The 21,865-nt window shown below is 72.3% G+C and carries 18 protein-coding genes; 13 read left to right on the top strand and 5 right to left on the bottom strand.

The genetic code is table 11. The annotated features are described in order from the left end of the window. Positions 1-813 carry an ABC transporter ATP-binding protein gene (locus ACIBF7_RS38240; RefSeq protein WP_271277524.1) on the bottom strand — a complete coding sequence of 271 codons (813 nt, stop codon included), beginning with the start codon at positions 811-813 and terminating at the stop codon, positions 1-3. Positions 814-1,068: 255 nt separating this feature from the next. Here ACIBF7_RS38240 and ACIBF7_RS38235 point away from each other — a divergent pair, with 255 nt between their 5' ends. The 6 genes from ACIBF7_RS38235 to ACIBF7_RS38210 all read left to right on the top strand — a co-directional run bounded on the left by ACIBF7_RS38235 (position 1,069) and on the right by ACIBF7_RS38210 (position 7,767). Continuing rightward, positions 1,069-2,265, top strand: a complete 1,197-nt coding sequence (locus ACIBF7_RS38235) for an acyl-CoA dehydrogenase family protein (protein WP_271277523.1) — start codon at positions 1,069-1,071, stop codon at positions 2,263-2,265. Between the two features lie 25 nt (positions 2,266-2,290). Then, positions 2,291-3,400: an acyl-CoA dehydrogenase family protein gene (locus ACIBF7_RS38230; RefSeq protein WP_219549539.1), complete on the top strand. Its 1,110-nt coding sequence runs from the start codon at positions 2,291-2,293 to the stop codon at positions 3,398-3,400. A gap of 65 nt (positions 3,401-3,465) precedes the next feature. After that, the gene (locus tag ACIBF7_RS38225) at positions 3,466-4,464 is read left to right on the top strand and encodes a nitronate monooxygenase (protein ID WP_364234266.1); all 999 of its coding nucleotides are present in this window, start codon (positions 3,466-3,468) and stop codon (positions 4,462-4,464) included. Beyond that, complete coding sequence (locus ACIBF7_RS38220) at positions 4,461-5,747, top strand: CaiB/BaiF CoA transferase family protein (protein WP_397199298.1); 1,287 nt, start codon at positions 4,461-4,463, stop codon at positions 5,745-5,747. Before ACIBF7_RS38225 ends, ACIBF7_RS38220 begins: the two co-directional genes overlap by 4 nt. Continuing rightward, entirely contained in the window at positions 5,747-6,976 is a 1,230-nt protein-coding gene (locus ACIBF7_RS38215; protein WP_364234270.1) for a CoA transferase, read from the top strand. The genes ACIBF7_RS38220 and ACIBF7_RS38215 overlap by 1 nt, the downstream gene beginning before the upstream one ends. 26 nt (positions 6,977-7,002) lie before the next feature. Next, positions 7,003-7,767 (top strand): SDR family NAD(P)-dependent oxidoreductase, encoded by a 765-nt coding sequence (locus ACIBF7_RS38210; RefSeq protein ID WP_364234273.1) that lies wholly within the window; start codon positions 7,003-7,005, stop codon positions 7,765-7,767. Between the two features lie 6 nt (positions 7,768-7,773). On the opposite strand, the gene ACIBF7_RS38205 is transcribed toward ACIBF7_RS38210, so the two are convergent. The 3 genes from ACIBF7_RS38205 to ACIBF7_RS38195 form a co-directional block, all read right to left on the bottom strand. Next, positions 7,774-8,331 carry a TetR family transcriptional regulator gene (locus tag ACIBF7_RS38205; protein ID WP_148031111.1) on the bottom strand — a complete coding sequence of 186 codons (558 nt, stop codon included), beginning with the start codon at positions 8,329-8,331 and terminating at the stop codon, positions 7,774-7,776. A gap of 210 nt (positions 8,332-8,541) precedes the next feature. Then, positions 8,542-9,699 carry a thiolase C-terminal domain-containing protein gene (locus tag ACIBF7_RS38200; RefSeq protein ID WP_364234277.1) on the bottom strand — a complete coding sequence of 386 codons (1,158 nt, stop codon included), beginning with the start codon at positions 9,697-9,699 and terminating at the stop codon, positions 8,542-8,544. Beyond that, on the bottom strand, positions 9,696-10,103 hold the full coding sequence (locus tag ACIBF7_RS38195) for a Zn-ribbon domain-containing OB-fold protein (protein ID WP_364234280.1): 408 nt from the start codon (positions 10,101-10,103) through the stop codon (positions 9,696-9,698). The genes ACIBF7_RS38200 and ACIBF7_RS38195 overlap by 4 nt, the downstream gene beginning before the upstream one ends. A 223-nt stretch (positions 10,104-10,326) precedes the next feature. On the opposite strand from ACIBF7_RS38195, the gene ACIBF7_RS38190 reads away from it, so the two are divergent. From ACIBF7_RS38190 to ACIBF7_RS38160, 7 genes are all read left to right on the top strand, one after another. Beyond that, entirely contained in the window at positions 10,327-11,166 is an 840-nt protein-coding gene (locus ACIBF7_RS38190) for a MaoC family dehydratase (RefSeq protein WP_219549555.1), read from the top strand. Positions 11,167-11,234: 68 nt separating this feature from the next. Next, positions 11,235-12,152, top strand: a complete 918-nt coding sequence (locus tag ACIBF7_RS38185) for an SDR family NAD(P)-dependent oxidoreductase (RefSeq protein ID WP_219549557.1) — start codon at positions 11,235-11,237, stop codon at positions 12,150-12,152. A 149-nt stretch (positions 12,153-12,301) separates the two neighbouring features. Next, positions 12,302-13,870: an AMP-binding protein gene (locus ACIBF7_RS38180; RefSeq protein ID WP_364234285.1), complete on the top strand. Its 1,569-nt coding sequence runs from the start codon at positions 12,302-12,304 to the stop codon at positions 13,868-13,870. Then, a complete protein-coding gene (locus ACIBF7_RS38175) occupies positions 13,867-14,904 on the top strand; it encodes a TIGR03617 family F420-dependent LLM class oxidoreductase (RefSeq protein ID WP_271277512.1) in 1,038 nt (345 codons plus the stop codon). Before ACIBF7_RS38180 ends, ACIBF7_RS38175 begins: the two co-directional genes overlap by 4 nt. A 25-nt stretch (positions 14,905-14,929) precedes the next feature. Further along, complete coding sequence (locus tag ACIBF7_RS38170) at positions 14,930-15,709, top strand: enoyl-CoA hydratase/isomerase family protein (RefSeq protein ID WP_271277511.1); 780 nt, start codon at positions 14,930-14,932, stop codon at positions 15,707-15,709. Between the two features lie 90 nt (positions 15,710-15,799). After that, positions 15,800-18,367 carry an ATP-dependent Clp protease ATP-binding subunit gene (locus ACIBF7_RS38165; RefSeq protein ID WP_364234292.1) on the top strand — a complete coding sequence of 856 codons (2,568 nt, stop codon included), beginning with the start codon at positions 15,800-15,802 and terminating at the stop codon, positions 18,365-18,367. Positions 18,368-18,485: 118 nt separating this feature from the next. Next, on the top strand, positions 18,486-20,750 hold the full coding sequence (locus ACIBF7_RS38160) for a hypothetical protein (RefSeq protein WP_397199297.1): 2,265 nt from the start codon (positions 18,486-18,488) through the stop codon (positions 20,748-20,750). Between the two features lie 67 nt (positions 20,751-20,817). Here the strand turns inward: ACIBF7_RS38160 and ACIBF7_RS38155 are convergent, their stop codons facing one another. Continuing rightward, positions 20,818-21,864, bottom strand: coding sequence for a 2-oxoacid:ferredoxin oxidoreductase subunit beta (locus ACIBF7_RS38155; RefSeq protein ID WP_397199366.1), 1,047 nt, complete (start codon positions 21,862-21,864; stop codon positions 20,818-20,820). Position 21,865 lies beyond the last annotated feature (1 nt).

The following is a 21,865-nucleotide window of genomic DNA, read 5'->3' as shown; positions in this document are numbered from 1 at the left end:
TCAGTTGCCGAGGTAGGCCGCGATGACCTCAGGGTTCCTGCGGATCCCGGCGGGCGTGCCGTCGGCCAGCACCGCCCCCTGGACCAGGCAGACGACGCGGTCGGCCAGGCCCATCACGAAGTCGACGTCGTGCTCCACGAGGATCACCGTCAGCTCGTGCCGCCGCACCAGCCCGAGGAGGACCTCGCGGAGCAGCTCGGTCTCCCGCTGCCCCAGCCCCGAGGTCGGCTCGTCGAGCAGCAGCAGCCTGGGCGAGTCCACGATGGCCCTGGCGAACTCCAGCAGCCGCAGCCGGCCGATCGGCAGCGTCGCCGCGCTCACGTCGCGCACGTCGGAGAGCCCGCACAGCTCGACGACCTCGTCCACCCGCTGGAGCAGGGCCTCGGTCTCGCGCCTGCGGTGCGGCAGGCCCAGCAGGTCGCCCAGCAGCCCGCGCCCTCGGGTGCGCCATTCCAGCGGTACGAGCACGTTCTGCCGGACGGTCAGCCAGCCGAACGCCTGATGCCGCTGGAAGGTCCGGCGGATGCCGTGCCGGGAGAGCCAGGAGGCCGTCCTGGCGGTGACGTCCGCGCCGTCGAGGACGATGCGCCCTTCGGTGGGGGTGCGCAGCCCCGAGACCGAGTCCAGGAGTGTCGTCTTGCCGGCGCCGTTGGGGCCGATGAGGCCGACCACCTGGCCGCCGGGAACGTCCAGGGTGACCGCGTCGACCGCCGTGATCCCGCCGAATCGCACCGTCACGTCCGCCAGGCGGAGAACGTTCGCGCCGCCGGGATCGCCGGGCGGGCGGGCATGGGCGGCTTGGGCAAGGTTCATGTGTGCTCACTTCCTCGGAGAGGCGCGTCTCCACCGCAAGCGCCGACCGGCGTCCTGGCAAAGAGAACCCGTTACCGTTGGAGGTAGCGTGACCAGCCGAGTACGGCTTGTCAATATCTCCGCTGCCAACAGAATCTCGGCGGCACTCTTGACAGATGCCGCCGGACGGGTGAGCCTTCGCTAAACAGAACGTGTTACCAAACGGTCGTGATGTGCCCGGCAGTCCGGCCGTCTCCATCTCCGAGAGGAACGCGGATGACGTCGATCGATGAGTTCCGTGCCAGGGCGCGAGCCTGGCTGGAGCAGCACGCCAAACCCTTCGACGAGGCGGCCGGATACGACCTGGAGGGGAGCGCCGTCCCGCTCCAGGAGTCGAAGCGGTTCCAGAAGGCCCTGTGGGAGGCCGGGTTCGCCGGCATCACCTGGCCGAAGGAGTACGGCGGGCAGGGCCTCGGCGCCGCGGAGCTGATCGCCTTCAACGAGGAGGCGGCCGACTTCGACCTGCCCACCGGGCCGTTCACCATCGGCCTCGGCATGCCCGGCCCGACGATCCTGGAGCTCGGCACGGAGGAGCAGAGGAAGCGCTACCTGCCCCCGCTGCTGCGCGGCGACGAGATCTGGTGCCAGCTCTTCTCGGAGCCCGGCGCGGGCTCGGACGTCGCCAGCCTGCAGACCACGGCCACGCGGACCGAGACCGGCTGGCTCATCAACGGCCAGAAGGTGTGGACCTCGGGCGCCCAGTACAGCGACTTCGGCACCATCATCGCCCGCACCGACCCGACGGTGGCCAAGCACCGCGGCATCACCATGTTCATCGTCGACATGCACCACCCGGGCGTCACCGTGCGGCCCCTCGTCGTGGCCACCGGGCACGCCCCGTTCAACGAGGTGTTCTTCGACGACGTCGAGGTGCCGGCGGACGCGGTCGTCGGCGAGGTCGGCGAGGGCTGGGGCGCCGCGGTGGTGATGCTCCGCAACGAGCGCGTCACCATCGGCGCCGGGGGCCGCGCCCGCTCCAACCCGCTGGGCTTCGACTCGCTCGTCGAGCTGGCCCGCGCTCGCGGCCTGGAGGCCGACACCGCCGTCCGGCGCAGGCTCGCCGTCCTGTACGCCCGGGAGTCCGCGCTCGGCGCGTACGGGCGGGTGCTGCACGAGGAGACCACCGCCGGCGTCGAGATCGGCGCCCGCGGGTCCGCCGCGAAGCTCGCCGGCGCCGAGCTGGCCCTCTGGGCGGCCGACCTGGCGCAGGACATCATCGGCAGCGACATCGCGCTCGGCGGCGCCGACCTGGAGCGGGTGGTCTCGGCCATCGTGGCCGCCCCCGGCGGCGCCGTGGCGGGCGGCACCAACGAGATCCAGCGCAACATCGTCGGCGAGCGCGTGCTCGGGCTGGCGAAGGATCCCGGCGTCGACCGGAACACGCCCTTCAACCAGCTGAAGCTGTCCCGCTGACCGGGCCATCACCTCAGGAGCTCACGTGTCACTCATCTTCACCGACGACCAGAAGAGCCTCGCCGAGACGGTCAGGCGCTTCGTCGCGCAGCGCACGCCCCTGCCGAAGGTCCGCGAGGTCATCGGCGGCGACCAGGCCTACGACCAGGAGGTGTGGTCGCGGCTGGCCGGGGACCTCGGCCTGGCCGGTCTGACCATCCCGGAGGAGTACGGCGGCGCCGGCGCCACCCAGGCCGACCTGTCGGCGGCGCTGCGCGAGCTGGGCGCGGGGCTGGTGCCCTCGCCGCTGCTGGCCTGTGTGCTGACGGCCGGCGCCCTGCTCGCCCTGGACGACGAGGAGGCCAAACGGGAGGTGCTGCCGCGGATCGCCGAGGGCGCCCTCGTCGGCGCGCTCGCCGTCAGCGAGCCGGGGAACCGCCGGTGGATCCCCGCGGAGCCGGAGACCACGGCGACCGGCTCCGGCGACGCGGTCACCCTGTCCGGCGCCAAGGTGGCGGTGCTGAACGGCGCGGAGGCCGGCGTCCTGCTCGTGCAGGCCCGCGGCCCGCAGGGCGTGGGCCTGTACCTCGTCGAGCGCTCGGCCGGCGGCCTCACCGTGACCAAGGACGAGGTCGTGGACCCGACCCGCAGCTCGGCCACCGTGACGCTCGACGGCGCCCCGGCCCGGCTCGTCGCGGGCGACGCCGTCGCCGCGCTCGACCGCGTGGCCGACCTCGCGAACCTGGCGATCGCCTCGGAGCAGTGCGGAGCCATGCTCGCGTGCCTCACCATGACCACCGAGTACGCCAAGGTCCGCTACGCGTTCGGCCAGCCCATCGGCGCCTACCAGGGCGTCAAGCACAAGCTGGCCGACATGTACAACCTGTGGGCGCTCGCCGACGCGGCGCTGCGGGAGGCGACGCGGGCGGCCGACGAGGAGCCGGCGAAGCTCGGCACGGCGGCCGCGGCCGCGCGGACGCTCTCCTCTCCCGGTTACCTCACCTCGGCCAAGGAGACCATGCTCCTGCACGGCGGCATCGGCTTCACCTGGGAACACGACGCCCACTTCTTCTACAAGAACGCGATCGCCGGCAACGTGCTCGCCGGCGACGCCGACTACCAGCAGGACCGGCTCGCCGACAAGCTCGGCGTCTGACACGCGGCCACGGGCGGGCGCCCGCACGGCGCCCGCCTTCCCACGCCTCCCACCTGGGGTGAACCATGACCGCTGACCCGCAGGCCCCCGCCGACACGGACCCACGGGCGATACTCCGCCGCGCGCGGCTGCCGCTCGTCGCCGCCCCGATGCTGCTCGTCTCCGGTCCCGAACTGGTGATCGCCGCCTGCCGGGCGGGCGTCTTCGGGAGCTTCCCGACGGCGAACTGCCGTGAGGAGGGCCGGCTCGACGAGTGGCTGCGCCGCATCGGGGAAGAGTGCGCCGAGACGCCGGACGCCGCCCCCTGCGTCCCCAACCTCATCGTGCACCGCTCGAACCCCAGGCTGCGGCAGGACCTGGAGGTCATCATCCGCCACCGCCCCGCCGCGGTGATCACCTCCGTCGGTTCACCCGCCGCCGTCGCCCCCGCGCTGCGCGACGCCGGCATCCAGGTCTGGTGCGACGTGGCCACGGTCCACCACGCCCAGCGGGCCGCCGACGCGGGCGCCGACGGGCTGATCCTGCTCACGGCGGGAGCGGGCGGCCAGACCGGCAACGCCAACCCGTTCGCCTTCGTACGCGCCGTACGGGAGAGGTTCGACGGCATCATCGCGCTGTCCGGCGGGCAGGCGGACGGCGCGGCCCTGCTCGCCGCGCAGGCGCTGGGCTGCGACCTCGGCTATATGGGCACCCGCTTCATCGCCACGCGGGAGGCCCGCGCCGAGGCGCGCTACAAGGACCTCATCGTCGAGAGCGAGCTCGACGACATCCACCTGACCAACGCCCTGTCCGGCCTGGAGACCAACCTGCTGCGCCGGTCCCTGCCGGCCCAGGGGCTCGACCCCGCCGAGTTCGGCATCGGGCCGAAACGCTTCTCCATGACGGCGCTGGAAGGCCGCGAAGGCGGAGCCCCGAAACGGTGGCGCGACATCTGGAGCGCCGGCCACTCCGTCTCGGGCGTCCGCGACGTGCCGTCCGTCGCCGAGCTGGTGGACCGGCTCGCCCGCGAGTACGGGGAAGCGGCCGAGGCGATGCTGGCCCTGGCCTCCGGGGTGCGGCGATGACCGCCCCCGACGCCGCGCACGAGCCCTGCACCCGTGGCGGTCGGCGCCCGTCCGCCGCCCGCGACGGTGCGAGCCCGCCCGGCACCCATGACGGTCCGCGCCCGCCCGGCTCCCGCCACGGCGCGAACCCGCCTGGCGCGCTCGCGGGGCTGCGGGTGCTCGACCTGACCACCGAGCGCGCCTGGCTGAGCGGGCGCGTGCTGGCCGATCTCGGAGCCGAGGTGACGCTGGTGGAGCCGCCCGGCGGGCATCCCGCCCGGTCCGGTCCCGCGTGGCTCGCCTTCAACCGGGGGAAGCGCTCGGTGACCCTGGACCTGTGCCGTGGCCGCGACCTGTTCCTGCGGCTGGTGGCCGCCGCCGACGTCGTGGTCGAGTCGTACGCGCCGGGAACGCTCCAGGAGCTGGGCCTCGGCCACGACGCGCTCGCGGCGGTGAACCCGCGCGTCGTGCTGGCCGGCGTCACCCCCTTCGGCCAGACCGGCCCGTACGCCCGCCACGCGGCCGGCGACCTCGTCGTCGCGGCCACCGGCGGCGCGGTGTGGCTCAGCGGCGACCCTGACCGCCCGCCGGTCCGCATCAGCTCCGACCAGTACTTCCTGCACGCCGCGGCCGAGGCCGTGGTGCACACGCTCGTGGCGGTCCGGCACGCCAGGCTCACCGGGCGGGGCCAGCACGTCGACGTGTCGGCGCAGCTGGCGACGATCCGCTCGCTCATGAACGCGGTGCCCGGCCCGTACACGGACGGCTCGGTCGTGGACCGGGCCTCCTTCGGGGAGCCGGTCTCCGGCCTGCCCTACCGCCAGCTGTACGCCTGCCGCGACGGGCACGTCCTGGCGACCGTCCCCTTCGGGCCAGGACCGGAGGGGTATCTCGCCTGGCTGCGCGACGAGGGGCACCTCACCCCCGGGCTGGAGGCTCCGGCCGACGGCGATCCCGGGTTCCCCGAGCTGCTGGCCGGCGCGCTGGCGGCGTACTTCCGCACCGAGACCAAGGCGACGCTGACCCGCAAGGCGCTGGAGCGCCGGCTCATGGTGGCTCCCGTCAACACGGTGGCCGACCTGATGGAGGACGAGCAGCTGGCCGGGCGCGACTACTTCCGCACGGTCCGCGCGGGCGGCGAGACCCTGCGCGTGCCCGGCACGTGGGCCCGCCTGTCCGCGACCCCGCTGGCGGGCGGCGGGCAGGTCGCCGAGGCCGGGGCCGACAACGAGACGGTGTGGCGGGACGAGGCCGGGCTCTCCGCCCTGGAGCTGCGCCGTCACCGCGACGAAGGGGTGATCTGATGACCGGGCCGCTCGGCGGCGTCAAGGTGTGGGACGCGTCGTGGGTGGGCGTCGGCCCGCTGACGGCGAGATACCTGGCGGAGTACGGTGCCACGGTGGTGCGCACGGAAAGCCTCCGGTCGGTGGACGTGCTGCGGATGGCGCCGCCGTTCAAGGACGGCGTGCCGGGCGTCAACCGCTCGCAGTTCTTCGCCGACTACAACGCCTCCAAGCTGGGGCTGGGGGTGAACCTGTCCACCGAAGGCGGCAAGCGGGTCGCGAACCGGCTGACGGCCTGGGCCGACGTCGTCATCGAGGCGTTCACGCCCGGCGTGATGGACCGGCTCGGGCTCGGCTACGACCGGCTGCGGCAGGTCAACCCCGCGCTGATCATGATCTCGACGTCCATGATCGGCCAGACCGGCCCGCGCCGCCACTTCGCCGGCTTCGGCACGGTGCTCGCCGCCATGAGCGGCTTCTGCGAGCTCACCGGGTGGCCCGACCGCGACCCGGGCTCCCCGTACGGCGCGTACACCGACTTCATCGCCCAGCGGTTCGCGGCCGCGGCCGTCATCGCCGCGCTGGAGCACCGCGACCGGACCGGCGAGGGACAGTACATCGACCTGTCGCAGATGGAGACGGCCCTGATGTTCCTGGCGCCGGAGCTGGTGGACTACCAGCGGACCGGGCGCGTCGCGACGCGCGACGGCAACCGGAGCCGCGAGGCGGCGCCGCACGGCGTCTTCCCATGCCTGCCCGAGGACGGCCGCGAGCGGTGGGTCGCCATCGCGGTGACGTCCGACGCCGAGTGGGCGGCCCTGCGCCGGGCGCTGGGCGACCCCGGATGGGCGGCGGATGCCCGCCTCGGCACCCTGGCCGGGCGCAAGGAGCAGGAGGACCGGCTCGAAGCGGAGCTCGCCGCCTGGACGCGCGCCCGCACCGCCGCCGAGGTGGCCGGCGCGCTCCAGCCGGGCGTGCCGGCCGGGCCGGTGCACGACGCCCGGGGGCTCCAGGCCGACCCGCAGGTGGCGCACCGGCGCTACTTCCGGCGGCACCCGCACCCCGTCATGGGCGAGATGCCCTACGAGGGCGCCCAGGCGGAGATGTCGCTGACGCCGCACCGCGTCACCAAGGCGGCCCCGCTGCTCGGCGAGGACAACGAGAAGGTCCTCACCGCACTGCTGGGCTTCAGCCGGGCCGAGGTGGCGGAACTCGCCGCGTCGGGCACTCTGGAGCAGGTCCTCGACTGACCCACCCGCAACGGAAGGTGACCGCCATGTCCCCTCAGATCGTCGACCTCACGGGCCAGACCGCCGTCGTGACCGGCTGCTCCTCGGGCCTCGGGCGGCGGTTCGCCGTCACCCTGGCGGAGCACGGGGCCCACGTGGTCGCGGTGGCGCGGCGGGCCGACCGGCTCAAGGACCTCGCCGACGAGATCGAGGCGGCCGGCGGCTCCTGCCTGCCGCTCGGCGCCGACCTCACCGACGACGCCCAGCTCGGCGGCCTGCTCGACGCGGCCGAGGAGCGGTTCGGCACCGCCACCATCCTGGTCAACAACGCCGGCGTCCCCGACGCCCAGTACGCCACGAAGATGCCCGTGGAGCTCGTCGACCGCGTGCTGGGCACGAACCTGCGCGCGCCCTGGCTCCTGTCCTGCGACTTCGCGCGCCGGCTGATCAAGGCGGGCACCGGCGGCCGGGTGGTGAACATCTCCTCCATGGGCGCCTACGAGTACAGAGGCGGGGGAGCGGCGCTGTACTCGGTGACCAAGGCCGCCCTGTCCAGGATGACGGAGGTGCTCGCCGTCGAGTGGGCCAGGTTCCACATCAACGTCAACGCCATCGCGCCGGGGGCCTTCGCCTCGGAGATGATGGACGGCATGGTGGAGCGGACCGGCGCCGACCCGACGGGCTACTTCCCCCGGGCCCGCATGGGCGACCCGCGGCAGCTCGACAGCACGCTGCTCTACCTGGTCTCGCCGCACTCCGAGTTCGTCACCGGGACGGTGGTCAAGGTCGACGACGGCCAGGGCGCGCGCTGACGCGGATCACCTGCCCGCCTCGGGCTCCGGGGCGAGCAGGCGCTTGGCGGCGAACTTCAGCCGTTCCTCGACGTACTCGGGGGTCATCTGGTCGTTGAGCCAGCCGATGACGCTGCTGTTCCAGAGCGACTCCAGCATGTGCAGCACGCGGTACTCGGCCGTCGTGGTGCGGTGTGACGGGCCCCAGGCCGCGAGCGCGAGGAGGTCGGTGAGCGCGGTCGGGTCTGACTTCTCCACCAGCGGCGAGGCGTCCTCCGGCTGCTGCCCCAGCGGCTTGGGGATGTGGTAGGCGCTGAGCGCGGCGTGTGCCCAGCCCCGGTTGTACTGCATGGCCCGGAAGGCGCGGTTGAGCACCTCAGCGGCCCGTCCCTCGGGGGTGCGCTGCCGTGGCGGGCGCCGGATGATGTCCTGCCGCAGCTCTTCGAGCTGCACCATGATGGCGGCGCTGATCAGCGCGTCCTTCGACGGGTAGTAGCGGTAGAGGGTCGACAGGGCGACGTCCGCGATGCGGGCGACCTCGCGCATCTGGACCGCTTCGTAGCCGCCTCTGGTGGCCAGGGCCATCCCGGCATCCAAAACGCGTTCCGCTCTGAAGGCCCGGGCCTCGGGCGTCCGGCCCTTCCTGCTGACACGGCCCACGAAGAGCCCCCTTTCCGGCCGGTGGAGAACGCGACGGCCACCCCGCGTGGTACGGCGTCGACGGCTGAAAGCCGGAAACAAAGAGTACAGGTTATCAAGTGGGGCGGCGCCTTCCCCGGCGCCGCCCCGCCGGGCTCAGCCGCGGTGGCGGGAGAGCACGAGGCTGCCGGCCGCGGCGAAGAACATCCCGACGCCCTGCACGAAGCTGACGTCGACGTCCTGGACCTGCTCCACGGCCTCGCCCCGGAGCTGGCGCACCGCCTCCTGGATGGCGAACATGCCGTACATGCCGGTGTGGGTGTAGGACAGGCCGCCGCCGTTGGTGTTCATCGGCAGCGAGCCGCCCTTGACCGTGTTGCCCTCCGCGACGAAGTCGCCCGACTCGCCCCGGCCGACGAACCCGAGGTCCTCCAGCATGTAGAGCGGGACGTGCGCGAAGGCGTCGTAGGCCATGAGATGGTCCACGTCGGCGTGCGTGATGCCCGCGGTCCTGAACGCCTCCGCGCCCGCCTTGCGGAAGGCCGCGAACGATCCGGGGTCGGCCATCTGCGACACCAGGGGGCCCTCGGCCGCCTCTCCCGAGCCGAGGAGGTACACCGCCCGGTCGCCGCTCGGCAGGTCCTTCGCCCGCTCGGCCGAGGTGAGCACGAGCGCGCCGCCGCCGTCGGTCACCACGCAGCACATGTCCCTGGTGAACGGGTACGCGATCGGCGGCCCGGCCAGGACCTCCTCGACGGTGACGGGCTTGCGCCGGAAGGCGCGCGGGTTGTTCAGCGCCCACGACCTCTGCGCCACCACGACCTGGGCCAGGTGCTCGCGGGTCATGCCGCGCTCGTGCAGGAAGCGCAGCGCGGGGAGGGTGAAGGTGGAGTACGGGGCCTGGGCTCCGTACACGGTCTCGAACTGCCCGCTCGCGGAGGCCGGGTCGGGCGCCCAGGGCGCGACGCCGACGCGCGAGCGGCCGGACTCGCCGTGCGTGACGAGCACGACGTCGGCGGCGCCCGCCGCGATGGCGGCCGCGGCGTGGCGGACGTGCAGCATGAAGCTGCAGCCGCCGACGAGGGTCCCGTCGAGCCAGCGCGGCTCGATGCCGAGGTGGTGGGAGACCTCCATGGCCAGCGGCCCGGCGGTGGCCACGCCGTCCACGTCGGCGGCGGTGAGCCCCGCGTCGGCGAGGGCGTTCCTGGCCGCCTCCGCGTGCAGGCCGAGGACGGACATCTCGGGGCGGACGCCGATGCCGGTGGTCTCCGCGGCGCCGACGACGGCGATGCCGCCGCGGTGCATCGACGTCATCGGGCCACCGCCGGGGCGAACACCGGGAGCGTGTAGTCCTCGTACTCGATGAATTCGGCCTTCAGCGGCATGTCCAGCTCCAGGTTCTCGGGCTCGGGCGCGACGCCGACGATGTTCGTCATCATGCGCGGCCCCTCGGCCAGCTCCACCAGCGCCACGACGACCGGCGTCGCGGGGTCGAAGGGCGGGAACGGCCGGTAGTTGATGATGTACGACACCAGCCGCGCGTCGCCGCTGACCGTCGTCCACTCCACCTCCTCCGAGCCGCACCGGGGACAGAACGGGCGAGGGTAGAAGTAGTGCCGCGAGCAGGGGGTGCAGCGCTGGACGCGCAGCTCCTTGTCCGCGGCGCCCTCCCAGAACGGGAGCGTCTCCGGGATGGGCGCGGGGGCCGGGCCGGGCATGGCGGTTCCTTTCGACGGCGCGGGACGACGGTCGGCGGGCCGAGCCCGGCCGAGTTAAAGACAACATGTTCTGCTTATAGCAGGGTTGAAGCCGGAGCGGCCCTTGTCAAGGGGGTACGGACTCTTGTTCTGTTTGCCGTAACGTGTTCTACTTGTCGTCAGTTGTGGGACCTGGACGGATCCCGTGGTCATGTCCGCCGAGCGTTCGCGGGGAATGAGGATCATGCCAATCGACGCATCTCTGGTCGGCCGCAAGAGCGAGCCCCTCACGAGGTCCTGGACGTCCGCCGACGCGCTGCTCTACGCGATCGCTGTCGGCGCCGGCCAGGAGGACCCGCTGACCGAGCTGGAGTTCACCACCGAGAACACCGAGGGCAAGCCGCAGCGGGTCCTGCCGACCTTCTGCAACGTGGCGATGGGCGGCGGCATGTCCCTGCCTGACGATCTCGACCTCACCAGGATGCTCCACGCCGAGCAGGCCTTCGAGCTGCTGGGCACGGTCCCGGCCGCGGGCGAGGTCGAGGCGACGGGCGAGATCGTCGGCGTCTACGACAAGGGATCCGGCGCCATCGTCGCCAGTGAGACGCTCGCCCGCGACTCCGCCGGCCAACCGCTCGCCAGGATCCGTACCTCGCTCTTCTTCCGCGGGTACGGCGGCTTCGGCGGCGAGCGGGGGCCGGGCACGTCGTGGGAGCTGCCGACCGGCGCCCCCGACCACGTCGTGACCTACGCGACCCGGCCCGATCAGGCGCTCCTCTACCGGCTGACCGGCGACCGGAACCCGCTGCACACCGACCCGTCCTTCAGCGGCAGGGGCGGCTTCCCGAGGCCGATCCTGCACGGCATGTGCACCTACGGCTTCACCGGCCGCGCGCTGCTGCACGCCGCCGCCGGATCCGACCCCGGGCGCTTCCGCGCCATGTCCGGCCGTTTCACCAAGCCGATACTCCCCGGGCAGACGATCACGGTGTCGATCTGGGCCGACGGCGCCGACGTCCGGTTCCGGACGACCGACGAGACCGGGGCCGTAGTGATCGACCACGGAACCGCGGTCATCCGCTGACCGGCTTCTGACAGGCGCGGCCCTGCCGCGCGAACACCTCCAACTCCTCCACATCGGAAGGGCGTCCCATGGGATCTCTTGACGGCAGAGTCGCCATCATCACCGGTGCCGGCCGCGGCATCGGAGCCTCCATCAGCCGCGCGTTCGCCCAGCAGGGCGCGCGGCTCGTGCTCAACGACCTCGGCGCCGGCCCGGACGGCAGCGGCGGCGACGCCGGGCCCGCGCAGGACATCGCCAAGGAGGTCACCGACCTCGGCGGCGAGGCGGTCTCCGACGGCGGCGACATCGGCGACACCGCGACCGGCCGGCGTCTCGTCGAGATGGCCGTCGAGTCCTACGGGCGCCTCGACGTCGTCGTCAACGTCGCCGGCATCCTCCGCGACAAAATGATCTTCAACCTGCCCGAGGAGGACTGGGACGAGGTCATCCGGGTCCACCTGCGCGGCCACTTCAGCACGATCAAGCCCGCCGCCGCCTACTGGCGCCAGCAGCGCAACCCGGACGGGCACTACCGCATCATCAACTTCACCTCCGACTCCGCCCTCCAGGGCTCCCCGGGCCAGCCCAACTACGCCGCCGCGAAGATGGGCATCATCGGCCTGACCGCCTCCCTCGCCAACGGCCTGGCCCGGTACGGCGTGACGGCGAACGCGATCGCCCCCGGCGCGGCCACCCGCCTGACCGCCACGGTCCCCGACGACAAGAAGCTCGGCGAGGACCCCGGCGAGGAGCAGCTCATGTCGCCGGACAACATCGCGCCGATCGTCACCTACCTCGCCGGCACCGAGTCCGACTGGCTGTCGGGCCGCACCATCGGCGCGGCCGGCCACGAGGTCCGGCTGTGGAACAACCCCGAGGTCGTCGAGACCATCAGCTCCGACGGGCCGTGGGACCTGCAGGACCTCGCCGCCAAGCTCACCACGTCGTTCCGGCCCAAGGCGGACGGCCTGCACCCGTCGATCTTCATGGGGCAGCTTCCCAAGTGAGGGCCGCGTCCAGGTGAAGCGGCCGGGCAGCCGCTCACCGGGACGCACCGGCCGGGCGGGCCGCGATCCCGCCCGGCCGCCACGACACGGGGCACGGGGCCACGGGGGGATCGTCTAGCTACGTCACGCCGACAGGAGAGAGACGCACCATGTCCTCTGCCACTCACTCGACCACGGCACCCACCGGCTTCTACGAGATCGCCGCCGCCGACCCCGGCCGACCCGCCATCATCGACCCCGACGGATCGACGATCACCTGTGGCGACCTGCTGGCGCGGGTCAACCGCGTCTCGCGCGCGCTGCGCTCCCACGGCCTGTCGGCCGGTGACAGCGTGGCGGTGGCGGTGCACAACGGCCACGAGTATCTGGAGCTGATGCTGGCCACCGGGCAGGTCGGCATGTTCCTCGTCCCGGTCAACTGGCGGCTGACCCCTGCGGAGATGCTCTACATCATCAAGGACTCCGGAGCCAGGGTCGTCGTCGCCGACGTCGAGCAGGCCCGTACGCTGCCGGAGGAGTCGCTGCCCGAGCACCGGTTCGTGATCGGCGGGCAGGCGGCCGGCTGGCGCCCGTACCCCGAGCTGGGCGAGGGCGAGCCGTCCGACGCGCCGCCGGACCGCCGGTTCGGCGGCACCATGGGCTACACCTCCGGCACCACCGGCAACCCCAAGGGCGTGCGGTCGCTCCTCTACCCCGACTCCGAGCCGGAGCCGGTCATCAGCGCCCTGTACGGGGGACTCGCCGCCCGCTACGAGGTCACCCTGGACAAGGGCGTGCACCTGGTGTGCTCGCCGATCTACCACGCCGCCCCGACCGGGCACGCCTACGCGTTCCTCCAGCTCGGGCACACCGTGGTGATCCAGGGCAAGTTCGACGCCGAGGGCGTGCTGGAGGCGATCGAGCGGCACCGGGTGACCAGCGTGCACATGGTCCCCACCCACTTCAACCGGATGCTGCGCCTGCCGGAGGAGGTCCGGGCCAGGTACGACCTGTCCAGCCTGGAAGCGGTGATCCACGCGGGCGCGCCGTGCCCGGTGCCGATCAAGCAGCGGATGCTCGACTGGCTGGGGCCGGTGGTGTGGGAGTACCTCGCCTCGACCGAGGGCGGCGTCTCCCTGGTGAGCCCGCGGGAGTGGCTGCGCAAGCCCGGCACCGTGGGACGCCCGACGCCGAACACCATCGTCAAGATCCTCGGCGAGGACGGCGAGGAGGTGCCGGCCGGGACGGCGGGCACGATCTACTTCGGCATCCCCGGCCGCGAGGCGCTCTTCGAGTACAACAACGACCCGGCCAAGACCGCCGCAAGCCGGAAGGGAGGGCTGGCCACCGTCGGCGACTACGGCTACTTCGACGAGGACGGCTACGTGTTCCTGCTCGACCGGCGCACCGACCTCATCATCTCCGGCGGCGTCAACATCTACCCGGCGGAGATCGAGCAGGCCCTGATCACGCATCCCGCCGTCGCCGACGTCGCCGTCATCGGAGTCCCCGACCCGGACTGGGGCCAGAACGTGCTGGCCGTCGTCCAGCCGGCCGAGGACGCGGTCCCCGGTGACGAGCTCGCCGCCGCGCTGCGCGCCCACTGCGCCGAGCGCCTGGCCTCGTTCAAGATCCCCCGGCGTTTCGAGTTCCGGGCCGACTTCCCCCGGACGGAGACCGGCAAGCTGCAGCGCCGCAAGCTCCGCGACCACTACGCGGGTGAGGGGGAGAAGCCGTGAAGACCGGCGTGCACGCCTTCGAGGCCGGCATCGCCGACGTCGCCGCCTGCGCCGCGTGGGCCGAGGAGGCCGGCTACGACGTCGTGGCCAGCGCCGAGGTCGACCACGACCCGTTCCTGCCGCTGGCGCTGGCCGCCCGTGACACCAGCCGGGTGCGGCTGGCGACCACGATCGCGGTCGCCTTCGCCCGCACGCCGATGACGATGGCGTACGTCGCCAACGACCTGCAGGCGCTGTCCGGAGGCAGGTTCGTCCTCGGGCTCGGCACCCAGACCAAGCCCCACATCACCCGCCGGTTCGGCATGCCGTGGGGCCGGCCGGCGGCGCGGATGCGCGAGTACATCACCGCCCTGCGCGCGATCTGGGACGACTGGAACACCGGCCGCCCGGTCCGGCACGAAGGGGAGCACTACCGGCACACGCTGATGACGGCGACCTTCCGCCCGGCGCCGCACGGTCACGGCAACCCGCCGATCCACCTCGCCGCGGTCGGGCCGCTCATGACCCGGCTGGCCGGAGAGGTGGCCGACGGGCTGATCCCGCACGGCTTCAGCACCGAGCGCTACTTCCGCGAGGTGACCCTCCCGGCCCTGGAGGAGGGCCTGGCGCGGGCCGGCCGCGACCGCTCGGAGGTGACCGTCCACTGCCCGGGGTTCGTGCACGTCCACGCCCCCGGCGACGACGTCGACGCGCAGCGGCGGATGCTGCGCGGGCGGGTCGCCTTCTACGGCTCCACACCGGCCTACCGCGGCGTGCTGGACCTGCACGGCTGGCAGGAGCTGCACGAGCGGCTGCACGCCCTGTCGGTCACCCCCGACGAGGACCGCTGGGACCGGATGGCCGACCTCGTCGACGACGAGGTGCTCGACACGTTCTGCGTCAGCGGCTCCCTCGCGGAGGTGACGGCGGAGGTCTCCCGCCGGTTCGGCGGGCTGGTCGACCAGGTCCACATCCAGCCGCCGGCCGGCACGCCCGCGCCGGAGATCCGCGCGGCGCTGGCGTCGCTGAAGAACCAGGCGTCCGGCGTCCGTTGACCGGCGGGAGAGAGGAACGGCATCCGTGTCCGACAACCCTGTCGTCCTGGTGGAGCGTGACGGGAGCGGCATCGTCACCGTCACGCTCGACCGGCCCGACACCAAGAACAGCGTGCCGCGCGCCGGCTGGATCGAGCTCGCCGAGGTGTTCGGCGACATCGCGGGCCGGGCGGACGACCGCGTGGTGGTGCTCACCGGCGCGGGCGGCGACTTCTGCTCCGGTTCCGACCTGCGCGGTGGCGACTCCGCGGACTCGCCGCGCCGCGCGATGCGGATCGTCAACGCGGCGCTGCTCGCCGTCCGCGACCTGCCGCAGCCCACGATCGCCGCGGTCTCCGGGGTCGCGGCGGGCGGCGGCTTCAACCTGGCGCTCGCCTGCGACCTGGCGGTCGCCGAGGAGACGGCGAGGTTCTCGCAGATCTTCGCCAGGCGCGGGCTCTCCGTCGACTTCGGCGGGACCTGGTTCCTGACGCACATGCTGGGGCTCCACCGAGCCAAGGAACTCGCCTTCTTCGGCCGGATGCTCCCCGCCGCCGACGTCCACGCCCTCGGCCTGCTCAACAAGGTCGTGCCCGAGGGGGAGGCCCTGGCGCAGGCGTACGAGTGGGCCCGTGAGCTGCTGGCCCTCGCGCCCCTCGCCCTGTCGCAGACCAAGGAGATGCTCAACCTCGCCGCCTCGGGAAGCTTCCACGACAGCGTCCTGCGTGAGGCGGCCGCCCAGAACATCAACGGGACCACCGAGGACACCCGCGAGGCGATCCGGGCCTTCCTGGAGAAGCGGGATCCCGTGTTCCGCAACCGGTAGCGTCGTGGTCGCCTGGGTGGGAGGTGTTGGTTACCTCCTGACGTCGGGGGTAGGCGGGCGTAACCGACGTCACCTTCGGGGGAGGGGACCATGACAACGGGTGATTTCTGGAACTACGGCTACGGCCCCATGGACGATCTCCTGGCCAGGTTCTTCGGGTACGGCCAGCCGGCGATGCCCCGCCGCGTCGACATCGGGAGGCTGCTCAGCGAGGACGCGATCGACCTCCTGCGCGTGGCGACGGAGAAGGCGGCCGAGTGGGGCGCCGACTACGTGGACACCGAGCACATGTTGTGGGCGGCCGCCCAGGTGGACACGGCCCGGCAGTTCCTGGAGCGGGCCGGGGCCGACCCGGCCGCGCTGGCCCGTGAGGTCGAGCAGGCCGTCGAGAAGCGTGAGCCCCGGCAGGACCCGATGTCGCTCGCACCGGCGGCCAAACGGGCCCTGCTGGACGCCAGGCAGGTGGCGCACGCCACCGGCGCCTCCTACATCGACCCGCATCACCTGCTGCTCGCCATGTCGGCGAACCCCCGGTCGATGGCGGGGCGGCTGCTCCGGGAGGCGCACGTCACCCCGCAGTCGTTCGTCCAGGAAGGCGCGGGCAACGGGGAGACGCTGACTGGCCAGCAGGCGCCGCCCAGCAGCACCCCGACGCTCGACCAGTACGGCCGGGACCTGACCGGCGAGGCCCGCGAGGGCGGCATCGACCCGGTGGTGGGCCGGGACCAGGAGATCCTCCGGGCGGTCGAGGTGCTGTCGAGGCGGACCAAGAACAACCCCGCGCTGATCGGCGAGCCGGGCGTCGGCAAGACGGCGGTCGTCGAAGGGCTGGCGCAGCGCATCGCGGACGGCGAGGTGCCCGAGACGCTCAAGCGCAAGCGCGTGGTCCAGCTGGATCTGGCCGGCCTGGTCGCGGGGACGAAGTTCCGCGGCGAGTTCGAGGAACGCCTGAGCAAGGTCATGGAGGAGATCCGCGCGCACAGCGAGGAGCTCATCATCTTCATCGACGAGCTGCACACCGTCGTCGGCGCGGGCGGCGCCGAGGGCGCCATCGACGCCTCCAACATGCTCAAACCCGCCCTGGCCCGCGGCGAGCTGCACGTGATCGGCGCCACCACGCTGGACGAGTACCGCAGGCACGTGGAGAAGGACGCCGCGCTCGAACGGCGCTTCCAGCCCATCCTGATCCCCGAGCCGGACGTCGCGGACACCATCGAGATCCTGCGCGGCCTGCGTGACCGGTACGAGGCCCACCACCAGGTCAAGTTCACCGACGAGGCGCTGGTGGCGGCGGCCGACCTGTCCGACCGCTACATCTCCAGCCGTTTCCTGCCCGACAAGGCGATCGACCTGATGGACGAGGCGGGCGCCCGGGTGGCCCTGCGCACCGGCACCGCCCCGACCGGCACCCGCGAGCTGGAGGAGGAGCTCGGCCACCGGCAGCGGGAGAAGGAGCAGGCGGTGACGCGCGAGGACTACGAACGCGCCCGCGAGCTCCGCGACGAGATCTCCGATCTCCAGTCCAGGATCGAGCAGACCCGCGACGGCCGCGGGAGAGTCGCCGAGGTGACCCCGGACGACATCGCCGCCGTGGTCTCCCGCGCCACCGGCATCCCGGTCGCCCAGCTCACCGAGGAGGAGCGGGACCGGCTCCTGGGCCTGGAGGAACACCTGCACCAGCGCGTCATCGGCCAGGACCAGGCGGTGGAGGCGGTCGCCGAGGCCGTGCGCCGCTCCCGCGCCGGCCTGAGCGATCCCAACCGGCCGATCGGCTCCTTCCTGTTCCTCGGGCCCACCGGCGTGGGCAAGACCGAGCTGGCCAGGGCCCTGGCCGAAGCGCTGTTCGGCGAGCAGGACCGGATGATCCGGCTGGACATGAGCGAATTCCAGGAACGGCACACCGTCTCACGGCTCGTGGGGGCGCCCCCCGGTTACGTGGGCTACGAGGAGGCGGGCCAGCTCACCGAGCAGGTCCGGCGCAAGCCGTACGCGGTGGTCCTGCTGGACGAGATCGAGAAGGCCCACGCGGACGTGTTCAACCTGCTGCTGCAGGTGCTGGAGGACGGGCGGCTGACCGACGGGCAGGGCCGGACGGTGGACTTCAGGAACACCGTGCTGATCATGACGTCGAACCTCGGCGCCGACCTCATCATGGCGCACGCCGGCGAGGACCCGCAGGCGCTGCGCGGCCAGCTCTCGCGGCTGCTGCAGATGCAGTTCAGGCCGGAGTTCCTCAACCGCGTCGACGAGATCATCATCTTCCGCGGCCTCGACGCCGAGCAGCTCCGCCAGATCACCGTCCTGCTGCTGGAGGAGACCCGGCGGCGGCTGCACGCGCAGAAGGTCGTCATGGAGATCGAGCCGGCGGCCGTCGACTGGCTCGCCAAGGAGGGCTACCAGCCGCAGTACGGAGCCCGGCCGCTGCGCCGCACCATCCAGCGCAAGCTCGACAACACGCTGTCGCGGCTGCTGCTGGACGGCACGCTCAAGCCGGAACAGCACGCCCACATCGGCGTCAGGAACGGCGACCTGGCCATCACCGTCCTCGACGCCGGCGCCGAGATGGGCCCGGACACCGAGCCGCAGGTCCTGGCCAAGCCCGAGCCGCGTTCCCCCGAGGAACGCCGCGACCGGAGCGACCCCGGGCTCTACCTGTAATCGGATCGTGACGATGTGTCGCGTTAGTCCCTTCACTCCACCGATCATCACATGAGGGGGGAGTGAAGGGGGGTTCTCGGTGGGGTCGTCGGAATCGTCCACACATCTGGTCTATCTGGTGACGTACTGGCGGGAGTGGCGGGCGTGGGGGCCCGGGGGCGGCGAGGCGGACGACCGCATCATCAGGGAGCTGCTCGAGTCGAACGGGGGCGCCGAACCCGGGGTGTGGCTGGCGACGTCGCCCGACGGCCTGCTCGACCAGGTCACCTGGCGCACCGGCGACGCCGCGCTGCGGGAGCTCGACCGGGGCAACGAGAAGGTCGACCAGGCGTACCGGGAGATCGAGGCCGGTTACCTGGACGCGGCCGACAGCCTCCACTGGTACCACGTCCTGATCCACCCCGACCACGAAGTGGGGCCGTTCAAGCGGGAGGGCGAGGGCGGGAAGCCGTGGATCCTGTTCGACATCCAGTTCCGCAACCGCTGGAGCTCGCGGATGATGTTCATCGGCGTCAGCTTCTGGGTCGGCGATCCGAACTGGATCCCCGACGAGGCGCTGGGCCGCGCACCGCGGGAGACGAGCGCCCACCGGCGGCACGAATGGTTCATGCGCTGCGAGCGGCAGGCCCGCACCCACGTGAGAGCCCACTTTCGCAAGGCGAAGCAGGACATCAGGGAGTACGAGGCCCCGGAGTTCTGGATCGCGCTGGAGGACAACGGCACGGGGGACCGGCCGAGCCTGAAGAACGCGCGTGACCTGTACGAGGTGGTGCACGGAGGTGCCACGTCCGGTGGGGCGCGCAGGCGCTTCCCGCTGCGCCGGCTGCTCGGTGGCGCCGGCGCCACGGAGCTGAGCAGCGCGGACGTGTGTGTGGAGCCCGCCCGGCGCGACGACCGCACGGTACGCGAATGCTACGTGGTGCTGCCCGACACGCCGCATCTCAACGGCACGGTCGTGGGGGAGCGATTACGTCCCGCGGTGGCGGGGCTTCTGACCTTGGAGGCGCTGGCCGCCTCCGGCAACGACATCCGCGAGCAGCTCCAGGTCTGGCGCGAGCACGCGATGATCTACCAGCACGCCGCCCGCACGGCCGGGGCCCTGTGGGACGGGGTGGCCACCCACCTGCCGATCCGGCGCTGGTGGCGGCTGAACCGCGCGCACCGGGCGGTGGAGCTGATTCACCTGATGCTGCTGCAGGGCATGGCGGACCTCGCCGACGTGGCCAGCCACGTCGACGAACGGGTGAGCCGGATCGAACGGCTGGAGCACCTCGCCGACGAGCGGTTCGCCGAGACGCTCGGCTGGGCGGGCCGCGGGCTGCGGGAGGCGCTGGCCGACGCCAGCCACTTCACCGAACTCAAACGGTTCGGCTCGCGGGCGCGGGACGTCGCCGACCGCGCCACCGAGCAGTACAAGAACCTGCTCGAGTCGATGGCGCACGCCTTCGACGAGCGCCGGTTCAGGGAGCTGGAGGTGCTGCAACGGGCGGGCTTCTGGCTGAGCATGACGATAGGCGCCTTCGCGGTCCTCACCTTTATGGACTTCTTCATGGAGATCGAACACAAGCAGGTCGTGGACGACCTGTTCATGGCGGACCGCCGGCTGCACGTGATGGTGTGGGGCGTCCTCGGCCTGCTGGCCGCGATCGTGCTGGGCGTGACGGCGAAGTCGCTGTGGTCGCAGCGGATGGGGTCGAGCTGGTTCCACCGGACGTTCCGGCGGCTGGAGCGCTATCTGCGCCTGTCGTCCACCCGCGAACTGGAGCTGCTGCGCGGCCGTATCACCCGCACGCGCAAGGACACGTGGAAGGGCCGCGACCAGGACCTGGCCGACCGCTTCGCGGACCTGTGGGACGAGTCGGCGCGCGCCGTCGCGGCCAACTCGTCGGCCAGGCCGCAGCCGCCGCGCCGGGCCGGGCGGTCCGGGGGGCCGTCCGGCTGGCTGGACGCGCGATGGGTGGCCCTGCGCGGTGTGCGCTGGTCCGGCCGCGATCTGGCCACGCAGCGCCGCGACATCGAGGCGCTGATCGTGCGCACTCTCCTGCTGGCGGAGCGGACGCCGACGCTGCGCCGGTACGGGCTGGTCCGGCTGGCGCTGCTGCACCGGCACTGCGGGCGGCTGCCCGGCAACTGGTTCGGCGAGTTCGACGGGGTGTCGAGGTCGGAGCTGCGGATGGTGTTCACGACCGCCGGAGGCAGCGCAGAGATCGCGGACAAGGTCGACAAGCGGATGGCGGAACGGATCGCCCACACCAAGGCGGTCGAGGCGGGCCGGGTCGACGACCGGGCCGCGCCCGCCGGCAAGATCAGGACCGCTCGGGAGCTGCTGGAGGCGATCGAGCAGGAACTGGTCCGGCCCGACCTGCCGGGGCTGGCCGCGTGAGCGTGGGCGCCCGCGCGCCGTCGGCGCCGGTACGGCGCCCGGCGTGCGGCGCCGGTACGCCGGTCGCTCAGGGGACGCGCCAGGTGTCGCCGGAGTCGAACAGGCGCGTGAGGTCGCCCCGGCCCTTCTGTGCCACCGCTTCGTCGAGCTGGCTGGTCATCAGCGTGTCGTAGGCCGGCCGGTCCACGCTGCGGAAGATCCCGATCGGGACGTGGTCGAACGCGGGCTCGTCCAGCCGGGACAGCGCGAACGCCACCGACGGGTCGGGGTTGTGCGCGTCGTGCACCAGGATCCGGTCCTCCTCCACGCTGTCGCGGGGGACGACCTCCAGGCTGCCGTTCGCGGCCCGGATGACCGCCTTGGAGGCCGAGGCGATCGGCCGGCCGTGCTCCAGCTTCAACGTGATGTCGTCACGCAGCTCCGGGTCCTTGAGCGGTTCGAAGGCGTTGTCGTTGAAGATGTTGCAGTTCTGGTAGATCTCCACCAGGGACGTGCCCCGGTGCGCGGTCGCCTCCCGCAACACGCTCTGTAGGTGCTTGCGGTCCGAGTCCAGGGTGCGGGCCACGAACGACGCCTCGGCCCCCAGGGCCAGGGAGATCGGGTTGAACGGCTTGTCCAGCGATCCCATCGGGGTGGACTTGGTGACCTTGCCGACCTCGGAGGTGGGCGAGTACTGGCCCTTGGTCAGCCCGTAGATCCGGTTGTTGAACAGCAGGATGTTGAGGTTGACGTTGCGGCGCAGCGCGTGGATCAGGTGGTTGCCGCCGATCGACAGGGCGTCCCCGTCACCGGTGATCACCCACACGCTCAGATCCGGCCTGGAGGCCGCCAGCCCGGTGGCGATGGCGGGGGCGCGGCCGTGGATGGAGTGCACGCCGTAGGTGTTGAGGTAGTACGGGAACCTGGAGGAGCAGCCGATCCCGGAGACGAACACGATGTTCTCGCGCTTGAGCCCGAGTTCGGGCAGGAAGCTCTGGACGGCGGCCAGGATGGCGTAGTCGCCGCAGCCGGGGCACCAGCGCACTTCCTGGTCGGACTTGAAGTCCTTCAGGGTCTGCTTGGTGTCGGTCTTGGGCACCAGCGACAGGCCCTTGCCGTTGACGAGCCCGTTCATG

It is taken from the genome of Nonomuraea sp. NPDC050478 (assembly GCF_044458265.1).
GTDB classification, from domain to species: domain Bacteria; phylum Actinomycetota; class Actinomycetes; order Streptosporangiales; family Streptosporangiaceae; genus Nonomuraea; species Nonomuraea ferruginea.
Note: the sequence above shows the minus strand (reverse complement) of the source record. Positions and strands in the feature narration are given on the sequence as shown.

What these genes read in the sequence shown, in the direction of transcription:
- ACIBF7_RS38215 (WP_364234270.1), top strand. Translation starts at nt 5,747, where the DNA reads ATGACCGGGCCGCTCGGCGGCGTCAAGGTGTGGGACGCGTCGTGGGTG.
- ACIBF7_RS38240 (WP_271277524.1), bottom strand. Translation starts at nt 813, where the DNA reads ATGAACCTTGCCCAAGCCGCCCATGCCCGCCCGCCCGGCGATCCCGGC.
- ACIBF7_RS38180 (WP_364234285.1), top strand. Translation starts at nt 12,302, where the DNA reads ATGTCCTCTGCCACTCACTCGACCACGGCACCCACCGGCTTCTACGAG.
- ACIBF7_RS38205 (WP_148031111.1), bottom strand. Translation starts at nt 8,331, where the DNA reads ATGGCCCTGGCCACCAGAGGCGGCTACGAAGCGGTCCAGATGCGCGAG.
- ACIBF7_RS38195 (WP_364234280.1), bottom strand. Translation starts at nt 10,103, where the DNA reads ATGCCCGGCCCGGCCCCCGCGCCCATCCCGGAGACGCTCCCGTTCTGG.
- ACIBF7_RS38200 (WP_364234277.1), bottom strand. Translation starts at nt 9,699, where the DNA reads ATGACGTCGATGCACCGCGGCGGCATCGCCGTCGTCGGCGCCGCGGAG.
- ACIBF7_RS38165 (WP_364234292.1), top strand. Translation starts at nt 15,800, where the DNA reads ATGACAACGGGTGATTTCTGGAACTACGGCTACGGCCCCATGGACGAT.
- ACIBF7_RS38185 (WP_219549557.1), top strand. Translation starts at nt 11,235, where the DNA reads ATGGGATCTCTTGACGGCAGAGTCGCCATCATCACCGGTGCCGGCCGC.
- ACIBF7_RS38210 (WP_364234273.1), top strand. Translation starts at nt 7,003, where the DNA reads ATGTCCCCTCAGATCGTCGACCTCACGGGCCAGACCGCCGTCGTGACC.
- ACIBF7_RS38225 (WP_364234266.1), top strand. Translation starts at nt 3,466, where the DNA reads ATGACCGCTGACCCGCAGGCCCCCGCCGACACGGACCCACGGGCGATA.
- ACIBF7_RS38220 (WP_397199298.1), top strand. Translation starts at nt 4,461, where the DNA reads ATGACCGCCCCCGACGCCGCGCACGAGCCCTGCACCCGTGGCGGTCGG.
- ACIBF7_RS38190 (WP_219549555.1), top strand. Translation starts at nt 10,327, where the DNA reads ATGCCAATCGACGCATCTCTGGTCGGCCGCAAGAGCGAGCCCCTCACG.
- ACIBF7_RS38235 (WP_271277523.1), top strand. Translation starts at nt 1,069, where the DNA reads ATGACGTCGATCGATGAGTTCCGTGCCAGGGCGCGAGCCTGGCTGGAG.
- ACIBF7_RS38155 (WP_397199366.1), bottom strand. Translation starts at nt 21,864, where the DNA reads ATGAACGGGCTCGTCAACGGCAAGGGCCTGTCGCTGGTGCCCAAGACC.